Annotated in this window: 11 protein-coding genes; 8 read left to right on the forward strand and 3 right to left on the reverse strand. The window is 55.3% G+C overall.

Annotated elements, in window-relative coordinates; translation table 11 throughout:
* The first annotated feature begins 70 nt into the window (after positions 1–70).
* The 5 genes from HMPREF1144_RS03430 to sstT all read left to right on the forward strand — a co-directional run bounded on the left by HMPREF1144_RS03430 (position 71) and on the right by sstT (position 6,076).
* On the forward strand, positions 71–1,714 hold the full coding sequence (locus tag HMPREF1144_RS03430) for a glycoside hydrolase family 43 protein (protein WP_004854429.1): 1,644 nt from the start codon (positions 71–73) through the stop codon (positions 1,712–1,714).
* 78 nt (positions 1,715–1,792) lie between these two features.
* On the forward strand, positions 1,793–2,296 hold the full coding sequence (locus HMPREF1144_RS03435; protein ID WP_009651851.1) for a M48 family metallopeptidase: 504 nt from the start codon (positions 1,793–1,795) through the stop codon (positions 2,294–2,296).
* Between the two features lie 69 nt (positions 2,297–2,365).
* Positions 2,366–3,355 (forward strand): Gfo/Idh/MocA family protein, encoded by a 990-nt coding sequence (locus HMPREF1144_RS03440; RefSeq protein WP_009651888.1) that lies wholly within the window; start codon positions 2,366–2,368, stop codon positions 3,353–3,355.
* Between the two features lie 250 nt (positions 3,356–3,605).
* On the forward strand, positions 3,606–4,574 hold the full coding sequence (locus HMPREF1144_RS03445) for a TerC family protein (RefSeq protein ID WP_004854436.1): 969 nt from the start codon (positions 3,606–3,608) through the stop codon (positions 4,572–4,574).
* 254 nt (positions 4,575–4,828) lie between these two features.
* Positions 4,829–6,076 carry a serine/threonine transporter SstT gene (sstT, locus tag HMPREF1144_RS03450; protein ID WP_004854437.1) on the forward strand — a complete coding sequence of 416 codons (1,248 nt, stop codon included), beginning with the start codon at positions 4,829–4,831 and terminating at the stop codon, positions 6,074–6,076.
* A 23-nt stretch (positions 6,077–6,099) separates the two neighbouring features.
* Here sstT and HMPREF1144_RS03455 read toward each other — a convergent pair whose 3' ends face one another.
* The 3 genes from HMPREF1144_RS03455 to uxaC all read right to left on the reverse strand — a co-directional run bounded on the left by HMPREF1144_RS03455 (position 6,100) and on the right by uxaC (position 9,767).
* Positions 6,100–6,654: a YgjV family protein gene (locus HMPREF1144_RS03455; RefSeq protein WP_004854440.1), complete on the reverse strand. Its 555-nt coding sequence runs from the start codon at positions 6,652–6,654 to the stop codon at positions 6,100–6,102.
* A gap of 194 nt (positions 6,655–6,848) precedes the next feature.
* Positions 6,849–8,336, reverse strand: a complete 1,488-nt coding sequence (locus tag HMPREF1144_RS03460) for a UxaA family hydrolase (protein WP_004854441.1) — start codon at positions 8,334–8,336, stop codon at positions 6,849–6,851.
* Positions 8,337–8,354: 18 nt separating this feature from the next.
* The gene (gene uxaC, locus HMPREF1144_RS03465) at positions 8,355–9,767 is read right to left on the reverse strand and encodes a glucuronate isomerase (RefSeq protein ID WP_009651890.1); all 1,413 of its coding nucleotides are present in this window, start codon (positions 9,765–9,767) and stop codon (positions 8,355–8,357) included.
* 481 nt (positions 9,768–10,248) lie between these two features.
* Here uxaC and HMPREF1144_RS03470 point away from each other — a divergent pair, with 481 nt between their 5' ends.
* The 3 genes from HMPREF1144_RS03470 (at position 10,249) to yqjA (ending at position 13,453) form a co-directional block, all read left to right on the forward strand.
* The gene (locus HMPREF1144_RS03470) at positions 10,249–11,550 is read left to right on the forward strand and encodes an MFS transporter (RefSeq protein ID WP_004854445.1); all 1,302 of its coding nucleotides are present in this window, start codon (positions 10,249–10,251) and stop codon (positions 11,548–11,550) included.
* Between the two features lie 127 nt (positions 11,551–11,677).
* Positions 11,678–12,454, forward strand: a complete 777-nt coding sequence (gene exuR, locus HMPREF1144_RS03475; protein WP_004854448.1) for a transcriptional regulator ExuR — start codon at positions 11,678–11,680, stop codon at positions 12,452–12,454.
* Between the two features lie 336 nt (positions 12,455–12,790).
* Positions 12,791–13,453, forward strand: a complete 663-nt coding sequence (gene yqjA, locus HMPREF1144_RS03480) for a DedA family general envelope maintenance protein YqjA (RefSeq protein WP_004125499.1) — start codon at positions 12,791–12,793, stop codon at positions 13,451–13,453.

Genomic DNA, 13,453 nt, shown 5'->3' on the forward strand with positions numbered 1-13,453 from the left:
GTCTATATATCCCCGTCGCCATCGCCTATTTACAATCATCGCTATATTTTGCGCATTAAGGGTAAATACGATGATTCAGAATCCTGTTTTTAAAGGTTTTAATCCTGACCCCAGTATCTGTCGGCGCGGCGATGATTATTATGTGGCGGTCTCTTCCTTTGAATGGTTTCCCGGCCTGCCGGTTTATCATTCGAGGGATTTAAAACATTGGCAACTACTTACCCACGTTCTTACCGATGATAATAATCCGGATTTAAAAAAGCTGCCCTCCGCCAAAGGCATTTGGGCACCTAGCCTGACCTGGTGTGAAGAGGAAAAGCTGTTCTACGTTATTTATGGCGTGATGAATTCAATGAATTCACGTTATTTCGATGTAGATAACTATCTTATTACTGCCAGTGAAATCACTGGCCCGTGGAGTGAGCCGGTTTATCTCCACTCTGCCGGGTTCGATGCCTCCATTCTGCACGACAGCGACGGTAAAAAATGGATCGTTTCCCTGGAGTGGGAAACCCGCGAAGGTTACGAAAAACCGGGCGCCATTTGCCTGGTGGAGTATTCGCCGCAAACGCGAAGCGTTGTCGGCTATCCGCAGCGGATCTGGCGCGGCGGTACCGATCGCGGCTGTATTGAAGCACCGCATTTGACGCGCCGCGGCGACTATTACTACCTGATGGTCGCCGAAGGCGGCACTGGCTACGGCCATGCGGTCACCATGGCGCGCGCAACGCAGGTCGCCGGCCCCTATGAAGGCGATCCGCAAAACCCCATCGTCACCTCCTGGCCGGAGAACTTTAACGCGCGCCACGACGCAGGCCATCTCAAACCACACTACTTCAATCCGCAAACCTATCTGCAAAAAGCCGGGCACGGCAGCTACGTCGAAACCCCGACGGGCGAAGTCTGGTTAACCCATCTTTGCAGCAGACCCTTTCGCAAGGAGCTGCGATGCCCGCTGGGCCGCGAGACGGCGATACAAAAGATGGTATGGAGCGACGATGGCTGGCTGCGGCTGGCGGCCGGGGGGAACCTCGCTCAGTACCAGGTGGAAGAGTCGAATCTGCCTTCTCAGCCGTTTCCGGCTAAACCAGACAGGGATGATTTTGATGGGCAGACGCTGGATAACGCCTTCTATGCGCCGAGGATCCGCTTTCAGCGCTTTACCAGCCTTGAGCGTAAGGCGGGCTACCTTGCCTTACGCGGTCAGGAGTCGCTGAGCTCGCTCAATAAAGTCAGCCTGCTGGCGAAAAAGCTCACCTCGGTATACGCCAGTATCGTCACGAAGATGGATTTCAGCCCGGAGATTTATCAGCACAGCGCCGGCCTGACGCTCTACTACGACAACATGAACTATCTGTTTTTGCATAAAACCTGGGATGAAGCCGCCGGTGCAGCGCAGCTGGCCATCATTTATATGGATAACGGCGAGCGTCACGACGACCCGCAGAAAATCCTTCTTGCGGAGGGAGAAGTCTATCTGGCAATGGCGATTAACGGCCGGGAAATACAGTGCTCGTGGTCCGTCAATGGCGAGAAATACCAAAATATCGGCGCGGTCTACGACACCTCGCGCTTTTCCGATGAATACAGCGGCTACGGCGAGTTTACCGGCGCGTTTGTCGGCATGGCCTGCGTGGATAGCATGCTGCATCGTAAAGAGGCGCTGTTTGACTTCTTTAGCTACCGGGCGGTAGAAGACGCAATGATCGAGTAACGCCGCCTTTCTGGCATCCTGCTCGCGCGGGGTGCTAGAATCCCCGTCAGTTGTCGCTGAATGACCCAAACAGGCTGCATGAGCACTTTAACCTATCTCCAGGGCTACCCTGAATCCCTGCTGGCGCAGGTCACCACGTTAATCGAACAGAACCGTCTCGGCGAGGTGCTGAAAAAGCGCTATCCGCAGGGTCACGATATCAACAACGATAAAGCGCTGTACCAGTACACCCAGGATCTGAAGTCGCGCTATCTGCGCGGCGCGGCGCCTATTAACAAGGTGATGTACGACAACAAGATCCACGTCCTCAACAACGCGCTCGGCCTGCATACCGCCATCTCCCGCGTTCAGGGCGGCAAGCTGAAGGCCAAAGCCGAAATTCGCGTCGCCACCGTCTTTCGCGACGCGCCGGAGGATTTTCTGCGGATGATCGTGGTGCACGAGCTGGCGCACCTGAAAGAAAAAGAGCACAACAAAGCGTTCTATCAGCTGTGCTGCCATATGGAGCCGCAGTACCATCAGCTGGAGTTTGATACTCGCCTGTGGCTGACCCAGCTTTCGTTAGAGCGTTCTGCGCCATAGCGCACTGGTTTTGTCATGATGGCGTGCTACAGTGACGAAAGGTCCCTTTTACGGAGTTCGTCAACGTTTATGATACGTTTCGCAGTTGTTGGCACAAACTGGATAACCAAGCAGTTTGTCGATGCCGCCCATGAAACCGGCAAATATAAACTCACCGCCATCTACTCCCGCAGCCTTGAGCAAGCCCAGGCCTTCGCCAGCGACTATCCCGTCGAACATCTGTTCACTTCGCTGGAAGATTTAGCGCAAAGCCCTGACGTTGACGCGGTCTATATCGCCAGCCCAAACTCACTGCACTTCCCGCAAACCCGCCTGTTCCTGCGCCATAAAAAGCACGTGATTTGCGAAAAACCGCTGGCCTCGAACCTGCAGGAAGTCGAAGCCGCGATCAAAACGGCGCGGGAAAATAACGTGGTGCTCTTCGAAGCGTTCAAAACCGCCAGCCTGCCAAACTTCCTGCTGCTTAAACAGTCGTTCGACAAGATCGGCAAGCTGCGCAAAGCCTTTATTAACTACTGCCAGTACTCTTCCCGCTATCAGCGCTATCTCGACGGTGAAAATCCCAACACCTTTAATCCGGCCTTCTCTAACGGCTCGATCATGGACATCGGCTTTTACTGTCTGGCCTCCGCGGTGGCGCTGTGGGGCGAGCCTCGCGCGGTGCACGCAACCGCCAGCCTGCTGGAGAGCGGCGTCGATGGCCAGGGCACGGTCGTTCTCAGCTACGGAGATTTTGATGTCACCCTGCACCATTCGAAGGTCAGCGATTCCGCCATCCCCAGCGAAATTCAGGGCGAAGCCGGCGCGCTGGTGATCGAAAAAATCTCCGAATGCCAGAAAGTCTGCTTCGTGCCGCGGGGCGGCAAGCCTCAGGAACTCACCCAGCCGCAGCATATCAATACGATGCTGTATGAAGCGGAGGAGTTCGCTCGTCTGGTCGAAGCCAACGAGGTGGTTCATCCGGGTCTGGAAGTGAGCCGCATCACGGCGAAGCTGCTGAGCGAAATTCGTCGCCAGACCGGCGTGGTCTTCCCGGCGGATAGTCAATCGGTGGCGTAAAGCTGTGTAAATGGTCCGTCGACCTCCATTGACGCCATTTATAACCTGTAATACTTTGTTACGCGCAAAGGGGAGTAACTTCCTTGCCGGCCGATCGTCATTACGATGCGTGAAAAACCGCATCCGGTCGCCGGGCAACAGATTCTTGTTGTAAGTGAGACCTTGCCGGAAGGCGAGGTCTATGCATAAAAGCGCAGCGGCTGCCGTCTTCCGACGTCAGCCGTTTTGTTTTTATGTAAGGAATATCGTAATGAATACTGTCGGCACACCGTTGTTATGGGGCGGATTCGCAGTGGTCGTGGTCATCATGCTGGCTATCGATCTGCTGCTGCAGGGACGGCGTGGTGCGCATAGCATGACCATGAAGCAGGCCGCTGGCTGGTCCATTCTCTGGGTTACCCTCTCGCTGCTGTTTAACGCCGCTTTCTGGTGGTATCTGGTGCAGACCGAAGGTCGCGCCGTGGCCGACCCGCAAGCGCTGGCGTTCCTCACCGGCTACCTGATCGAGAAAGCGCTGGCGGTGGATAACGTCTTCGTCTGGCTGATGCTGTTCAGCTACTTTGCCGTTCCGCCTGCGCTACAGCGCAGAGTACTGGTCTACGGCGTACTGGGCGCGATCTTACTGCGTACGATCATGATCTTCGCCGGAAGCTGGCTGATTTCCCAGTTCGAGTGGCTGCTCTACGTCTTCGGCGCGTTCCTGCTGTTTACCGGCGTGAAGATGGCGCTGGCGAAAGAGGATGATTCCGGCATCGGCGACAAACCGCTGGTGCGCTGGATCCGTAATCATCTGCGCATGACGGATAAAATCGAGGGTGAGCGCTTCTTTACCCGCCAAAACGGCGTACTCTACGCGACGCCGCTGCTGCTGGTGCTAATCCTGGTTGAGCTGAGCGACGTTATCTTTGCCGTCGACAGTATTCCCGCCATCTTCGCCGTGACCACCGATCCGTTTATCGTGCTGACCTCAAACCTGTTCGCGATTCTCGGCCTTCGCGCCATGTATTTCCTGCTAGCGGGCGTTGCGGAGCGCTTCTCCATGCTGAAGTATGGCCTGTCAGTGATTCTGGTGTTTATCGGCATCAAAATGCTGATCGTCGATTTTTACCATATTCCCATCGGCATTTCGCTGGGCGTGGTCGGTGGTATTCTGACGTTGACGCTGCTTATCAACGCCTGGGTCAATAAGCAGAACGATCGGAAAAAACAGCTGCAGTAAGAAATAAACGGCCGGGTGAAGACCCGTTTCACCCGGTCGGCAACGTTCGCCGCGCATTATTCTTACTCATGTCACAAAATAGTTAATACATAGTTAAAAAATAAGATCCCAACGCGATAAACAGCATTTTACCCTTCCCCAACAGCGTTCTTTCCGTATACTCAACCAGGCAAACATCTATTTACATCCGGACATAAACGTTACAAATAACACGTAGCCGGGACGAAAAGCGACATCACTGGAAGGAATGAATTATGGCAACCCCATCACCCCGATCGACCCTGCTACGGCGACTGGCTCAGGGCAGTCTGGTCAAACAAATTTTAATTGGTCTGGTACTCGGCGTACTGCTGGCGACGGTTTCAAAACCGGCCGCCGTGGCGGTTGGACTGCTGGGTACGCTGTTCGTCGGCGCGCTGAAAGCGGTGGCGCCGGTGCTGGTACTGATGCTGGTCATGGCCTCCATCGCCAACCATCAGCAGGGGCAAAAAACCAGCATCCGCCCGATTCTGTTCCTCTATCTGCTGGGGACTTTTGCCGCCGCGTTAACCGCAGTGCTGTTTAGCTTCCTCTTTCCGTCAACGCTGCACCTGAGCGCGGCGGCAGAGAGCATCACCCCTCCGTCGGGTATCGTCGAAGTCCTGCGCGGGCTGCTGATGAGCATGGTTTCTAACCCCATTGACGCGCTGCTGAACGCCAACTATATCGGGATTCTGGTATGGGCTGTCGGTTTAGGGTTCGCGCTGCGCCACGGCAATGAAACCACCAAAAATCTGATTAACGACATGTCCCACGCGGTCACCTTTATCGTTAAAGTGGTGATTCGCTTTGCGCCGCTGGGTATCTTCGGCCTGGTCGCTTCCACGCTGGCGACCACCGGTTTTGAAACCCTGTGGGGCTACGCCCAGCTGCTGCTGGTGCTGGTTGGCTGTATGCTGCTGGTGGCGCTGGTGATTAACCCGCTTCTGGTGTTCTGGAAAATCCGCCGCAACCCGTATCCGCTGGTGATGACCTGCCTGCGCGAAAGCGGCGTATACGCCTTCTTTACCCGCAGCTCCGCCGCCAACATTCCGGTGAATATGGCCCTGTGCGAAAAGCTGAATCTGGATCGCGATACCTATTCGGTCTCTATTCCGCTGGGCGCGACCATTAACATGGCCGGCGCGGCGATTACTATCACGGTTCTGACCCTGGCAGCCGTACATACGCTTAATGTTCCGGTCGATCTGCCGACCGCGCTGCTCCTGAGCGTGGTCGCCTCGCTGTGCGCCTGCGGCGCTTCCGGCGTGGCGGGCGGGTCGCTGCTGCTGATCCCGCTGGCCTGTAATATGTTTGGTATCCCGAACGATATCGCCATGCAGGTGGTCGCCGTGGGCTTCATCATCGGCGTTCTGCAGGACTCCTGCGAAACCGCGCTGAACTCCTCGACCGATGCGCTGTTCACCGCCGCCGCCTGTATCGCTGAAGACGAGCAGCTGGCGAAAAACGCCCTGCGCAGTTAATCTCTCCTCTCCTCTCCCCTCCGCTAACGCGCGGAGGGGGTCTCTTTCTGCCCCGCCTTTTCCGCTTTAAACGGATCGATACCGCGCTTTTGCATCCGCCGGAATCGGATGATATTCAGACCGTTCATCAACAGGAAGCTGCCTTCAATCAGGGTGCCGCCGATCGAACCCAGCCAGGCGTTGTGGATTACCCAGCAGGCGGTCGAACACCACATGACGCAGCGGACAGTTAACCCCGAGCAGCGAAAGAGCGCCCAGGTGCTGGCCAGCGTGCCAATAATTGGCAGCAGCTCCATAGCATGCTGCAGCTTTGCCAGCCCCAGTACCAGGGTGAGCACGATAAACAGGGCCATCACCCACAGCCTGCGGGTGCGCATGGAGATCAGGGTGCGGACGGTATTCAGCTCGGCGCTCATTCCCGCCGGCCAGGCGCCCATCAAAAAGAAATGTACGCCAATGGTGGCGCTGTAGACGGCCAGCTGTAGCTTAAAGCGACGCTCATCGCGATTGAAAAAAGTGGTAATACCGATCAGAAAGGCGATAACGCCAACGCCCTGGGCAAGCCAATACGCGGTCATGAAAAGTCCTTATAAAACAAAACGGCGCATCATTATCTGAAACGCCGCTTCCGGAATACCGCCCTTTTATTACTCTAAAGATTTCGCGCCACAGCAAGGTGGCAAGTTTAGACATCCCCGGGAGCTTACTAAAGTAAGTGACCGGGGTGGATAAATGCTGCCAACACAGCGGTGGTGCGAAAGATGACGAGTAATTAAAGGGTGACGCCGCTTTTGAATATCGCCAGCTCGCGGAAATCATTACGCTCATTGCAGGTCTGCTTACCGTTCGCGAAGGCCACAATGGTATCGACAAACTCCTCCAGCAGCTGCGGCATCGCTTTACCGTGAATCAGCTGACCGGCATCGAAGTCGATCCAGTGTTTTTTCTTCGCCGCCAGTTCGCTGTTGGTGGCAATTTTCACCGTTGGCACAAAACCGCCGTACGGCGTGCCGCGCCCGGTGCTGAAGAGCACCATATGGCAGCCCGCGCCGGCCAGGGCGCTGGTCGCAACCGCATCGTTGCCCGGGGCGCTCAGCAGGTTCAGGCCGCGCACTTTTAGACGCTCGCCGTAGCGCAGGACGTCGACCACCTGGCTGGAGCCCGCTTTCTGCGTGCAGCCCAGCGACTTATCCTCCAGCGTCGTGATACCGCCCGCTTTGTTGCCCGGCGATGGATTCTCATAAATCGGCTGGTCATGAGCGATAAAGTACTGTTTGAAATCATTAACCATCGTCACCAGCTTGCCAAACGTCTCTTCATCGCGACAGTGGCTCATCAGCAGCTGCTCAGCGCCGAACATTTCCGGTACTTCGGTCAGCACGGTGGTGCCCCCGTTGGCAATCAGATAATCCGAGAAGCGGCCCAGCATCGGGTTTGCGGTGATGCCGGACAAACCGTCAGAGCCGCCGCACTCAAGACCAAACTTCAGTTCGCTCAGCTTACCCGGCTCGCGCTTGTCGTGGCGCATCACTTCATATAGCTGGCGCAGATGCTCCAGCCCGGCTTCCACTTCGTCATCCTGGTGCTGGCAGATCATAAAGTGGACGCGGTCAGGGTCGAACTCGCCCAGCGTTTCGCGGAAGGCATCAACCTGATTGTTTTCGCAGCCCAGACCGACCACCAGTACCGCCCCGGCGTTCGGGTGGCGCACCATATTTTGCAGCATGGTACGGGTGTTGATGTGATCGTCACCGAGCTGTGAGCAGCCGTAGGTATGGCTGAAGAGATGAACGCCGTCGATACCTTCCGCGTCGTTGGTTTCCTTCAGAAAACGGTTCTGCATCTGGCGCGCCATGGCGTTGACGCAGCCGACGGTCGGCAGGATCCACAGCTCGTTGCGCACCCCGACTTCGCCGCTGGCGCGACGATAAATCTGGATGTCGCGATCCGCCGGCTGCGCGGCGGGTTCGATCAGATCCGGTTGATAGCTGTACGCGTCGAGATCGCTTAAGTTAGTACGCGTATTATGGGAGTGGATATGTTCCCCCGGCGCAATATCCGCCAGCGCATGCCCTATCGGCAGACCATACTTAATGACGTTGTCTCCCTTCGCAATGCCGCGCAGCGTAAACTTATGCCCGCGCGCAATATCCTGCGCCAACGTGACCGTATCGCCGTCAATGGTGACTACCGTGCCTGCCGCCATATCCGCCAACGCTACCGCGACGTTATCGTGCGAATGGATTTTAATGTATTGCATATCAACCGACCTCTGGTCTTAGTTCAGTTCAATGGCGAAGTAGTCACGCGCATTGTTAAAGCAAATGTTTTTCACCATCTCGCCCAGCAGCTGAATATCCGCCGGCGCTTCTCCCGCTTCAACCCAGCGGCCAATCATCTGGCACAGGATGCGGCGGAAGTATTCATGACGGGTGTAGGAGAGGAAGCTGCGGCTATCAGTCAGCATCCCGACAAAACGGCTCAGCAGGCCAAGCTGCGCCAGCTGGGTCATCTGACGTTCCATACCGTCTTTCTGATCGTTGAACCACCAGCCGGAACCGAACTGCATCTTGCCCGGCATGCCTTCACCCTGGAAGTTACCGATCATGGTACCCAGCACTTCGTTGTCGCGCGGGTTCAGGCAGTAGAGGATCGTTTTTGGCAGCAGATTTTCTTCGTTCTGTTTGCTGAGCAGTTTGGACAGCTCTTCCGCCATCGGACGGTCGTTGATGGAGTCAAAGCCCACATCCGGCCCTAACAGCTTAAACTGACGCAGGTTGTTATTGCGCAGCGCGCCGATGTGATACTGCTGTACCCAGCCGCGGCGGGCATATTCCGCGCCGAGGAACACCAGAACCGCGGTTTTGAACTGCGCGACTTCACGCTCGCTGAGAGTTTCACCGGCCAGACGGCGCGCCAGGATACTATCCAGTTCGCTTTCGTTGGCTTCCGCGAACAGCACCACGTCCAGCGCGTGGTCAGAAACTTTACAACCGTGAGCGGCGAAGTGATCCAGACGTTTGGTCAGCGCGGACTGGAGGTCGGCAAAGCGGCGAATGTCGGTGTCAGACACTTCGCCCAGCTTCGCCATGTAGTCGTTGAAGGTGGCCTGTTCGATGTTGAAGGCTTTGTCCGGACGCCAGCTCGGCAGTACTTTCACGGAGAAGGAGCTGTCTTTAGCGACGGAGGCATGATGCTCCAGCGAATCGACCGGATCGTCGGTAGTGCCGACCATTTTCACGTTCATCTGTTGCATGATGCCACGAGCGGAAAAGCTCTCCTGCGCCAGCAGATCGTTGCACTGATTCCAGATTTCATCCGCCGTCGCCGGAGAGAGAACCTTACCTGTAATACCAAAAGGACGGCGCAGCTCAAGATGCGTCCAGTGGTATAACGGGTTACCGATGGTATGCGGTACGGTGGCCGCCCAGGCATCAAATTTCTCGCGATCGGAAGCATCGCCGGTGCACAAACGCTCGGCTACGCCGTTAGTACGCATCGCACGCCATTTATAGTGATCGCCTTTCAGCCAGATGTCATACAGATTCTTAAACCGATAATTCTCCGCGATCTGCTGCGGCGGCAGGTGGCAGTGGTAGTCAAAAATCGGCTGGTCTTTCGCGTAATCGTGGTACAGGCGGCGGGAAAACTCGGTATCAAGCAGAAAATCTTCGGTCATAAACGGTGTCATTTTCGTGTCCTCTTCGCCCCCTGGGGAGCCCATCAGATGATTGACTATAATGCTGACAAAGTTATCACACCAATTTCCACAGGCCGAAGTATTTTTCGTGAGTTAGATCAATAAACGATGACAAAAAAAGTACCATCAAAGGAGTAAACGCCCCGCCAGAGCGCGCCAGCTCTGGCGTTTTTCGCATGAACGAATGCCCACACAAACTTTCCCACTTTTGTGACGTCACTCAACTTTTGAAGTTGTATGACAAGTTATCTTGCTGCCGTCGAAACATATAAACCGACGGAATGCATTACCGACGAGCTATCACGTCGGATTTACCGGTATGGACGCCGAATTAGACACAACAGTTAATGGCAAGGTTCGGGCCATACGAGGTTTCCTCTCCTGAACCCTCCGTTTCACCTTCTTCGCCTCAGTTACAGGGCTGGAAGATAGCCGCACCCGCTGCGGATATATAACAAACGATGAGGTTTACATGCGTAAAATTAAAGGGTTACGTTGGTACATGATCGCACTGGTGACGTTAGGTACCGTGCTGGGGTACCTGACGCGTAACACTGTGGCGGCAGCTGCGCCGACTCTGATGGAAGAGTTACACATCTCCACCCAACAGTATTCCTATATCATCGCGGCCTATTCCGCTGCCTATACCGTTATGCAACCCGTTGCCGGCTACGTGCTGGATGTTTTAGGCACTAAAATCGGCTATGCCTTCTTTGCCATCGCCTGGGCGGTGTTCTGCGGCTCTACGGCGCTGGCGGGAAGCTGGGGCGGTCTGGCGCTGGCGCGCGGCGCGGTGGGTGCCGCTGAAGCGGCAATGATCCCTGCGGGCCTGAAAGCCAGCTCCGAGTGGTTCCCGGCAAAAGAACGTTCCATCGCCGTTGGCTACTTCAACGTCGGCTCCTCGATCGGCGCCATGATTGCCCCACCGCTGGTGGTTTGGGCCATCGTGATGCACAGCTGGCAGATGGCGTTTATTATCTCCGGCGTTCTGAGCTTTGCCTGGGCGATGGCGTGGCTGATTTTCTACAAACACCCGCGCGATCAGAAAAAATTAACTGAAGAAGAACGCGACTACATTATCGGCGGCCAGGAATCTCAGCATCAGACCAACAACGGCAAGAAAATGTCGCCGTGGCAGATTCTGCGCAATCGTCAGTTCTGGGGTATCGCCCTGCCGCGTTTCCTTGCCGAGCCGGCGTGGGGGACCTTCAACGCCTGGATCCCGCTGTTCATGTTTAAAGTCTACGGCTTTAACCTGAAAGAAATCGCGATGTTTGCGTGGATGCCGATGCTGTTTGCCGATCTTGGCTGTATCGTTGGGGGCTATCTGCCGCCGCTGTTCCAGCGCTGGTTTGGCGTAAACCTCATCGTTTCGCGCAAAATGGTCGTCACCCTGGGCGCGGTGCTGATGATTGGCCCGGGGATGATCGGTCTGTTCACCAGCCCGTTTGTCGCTATCGCCCTGCTGTGCGTCGGCGGCTTTGCTCACCAGGCGCTGTCCGGTGCGTTAATTACCCTCTCTTCCGACGTGTTTGGGCGTAACGAAGTGGCGACGGCGAACGGCATGACCGGTATGGCCGCCTGGCTGGCGAGCACGATGTTTGCCCTGGTGGTTGGCGCGCTGGCGGACACTATCGGCTTTAGCCCGCTGTTCGCCGTGCTGGCGGTTTTCGATGTGCTGGGCGCCGTAGTTATCTGGACCGTGCTGAAAAATAAATCGGCGGATGACGACACGACACCGCTGGAAACGAGTAAACCCGCCACGCAAAGCTAGACACGCGCGAGTTATCCCCTCCGAAAGCCGCCTTGATTAAGGCGGCTTTTTCGTCTCTTCTTATGGTGAGAAGCGCGTAAAAGTGGTATAACAAATCCAATATTGTCGCCATCTCCCGGGAGCGAATATGGAAATCACTGAATCGCGTCGTCTGTATCAGCAGCTTGCCGCTGAGCTTAAAACGCGCATTGAACAAGGTGTCTACCTTGTGGGCGATAAGCTACCCGCAGAGCGGTTTATCGCGGATGAAAAAAGCGTAAGTCGTACCGTGGTTCGCGAAGCCATCATTATGCTGGAAGTTGAAGGCTACGTTGAGGTCCGCAAAGGCTCCGGCATCCACGTCATCTCTAATCATCCAAAACATCAGCAAATTGCCGACGAATCGCTGGAATTTGCCAATTATGGTCCTTTTGAGCTGTTGCAGGCCCGCCAGCTGATAGAAAGCAATATTGCCGAATTCGCGGCGACTCAGGTGACCAAGCAGGACATCATGAAGCTGATGGAAATCCAGGAAAAAGCGCGTAAAGAGAAGTGCTTCCGCGATTCCGAATGGGATCTTCAGTTCCATGTCCAGGTCGCGCTGGCGACGCAAAATACGGCGTTAGCCGCTATCGTAGAAAAAATGTGGACCCAGCGCGTACATAACCCATACTGGAAAAAACTGCACGACCATATCGACTCACGTACCGTCGATAACTGGTGCGACGATCATGACCAAATTCTTAAAGCGCTGATTCGCAAAGATCCGCATGCGGCTAAGCTGGCGATGTGGCAGCATCTGGAAAACACCAAGCTGATGTTGTTCAACGAAACCAGCGACGACTTTGAATTCAATGCCGATCGCTACCTGTTTGCCGATAATCCCGTGGTTCATCTCGATACGGCCGCCAACGGCGTAAAATAGACGTTCTCCTTCTGCAGGGCAGCGATTCCTCCGCTGCCCGTAAAGCCTCAGGGTAAGCAAAGCATATATAGTGTCAGCCTGTGTAAATACACTCGCCACCCTCCTTCGCAATCAGCAAAATCAGAATGCAACAAACTGCAATTTCTATGACGTAAAGTCAGTGGGTTTGTTACAATTAGATGCATTTTGTCGTTCTGAGAGTAAGCTTTGGCTTACTTCACTTTTAAACAGGGAACCGTTCAGAGCGCAGTAGCGACCATAATCTAATAAAAAGCTATGTCGCCGTGCATATACCGCGTTCAGACGTGCCGTTAACCGATGTACCAGGAATCGTGAATGGAACTATTAACCCAATTATTGAACGCCTTGTGGGCTCAGGATTACGAAACTCTCGCTAATCCCTCCATGATTGGCATGCTGTACTTTGTCTTATTTATGATTTTGTTCCTTGAGAACGGTTTGCTGCCCGCCGCCTTTTTGCCCGGCGATAGCCTGCTTGTGCTGGTCGGCGTCCTGATAGCCAAAGGCGCGATGGGCTTTCCGGAAACGCTGCTGCTGCTCACCGCGGCGGCAAGTCTCGGCTGCTGGCTGAGCTATATTCAGGGCCGATGGCTGGGCAATACGCGAATCGTACAAAACTGGCTATCGCATCTCCCTTCGCACTATCATCAGCGCGCGCATCACCTGTTCCATAAGCACGGGCTTTCCGCACTGCTGATTGGCCGCTTTATCGCTTTCGTTCGTACGCTGCTGCCGACCATCGCCGGGCTATCAGGCCTGAGCAGCGCACGCTTCCAGTTTTTTAACTGGATGAGCGGGCTGCTGTGGGTTCTGATCCTGACCTCGCTGGGATACCTGCTGGGGAAAACGCCGGTATTCCTGAAGTATGAAGATCAGCTGATGTCCTGCCTGATGCTGCTGCCCGTCGCGCTGCTGGTGTTTGGCCTGATAGGTTCGCTGATTGTCCTGTGGAAGAAAAAATACAGAAGCCGGGGCTAA

Origin of the sequence: Klebsiella sp. OBRC7, from assembly GCF_000293135.1 — a bacterium.
Lineage (GTDB): Bacteria > Pseudomonadota > Gammaproteobacteria > Enterobacterales > Enterobacteriaceae > Klebsiella > Klebsiella michiganensis.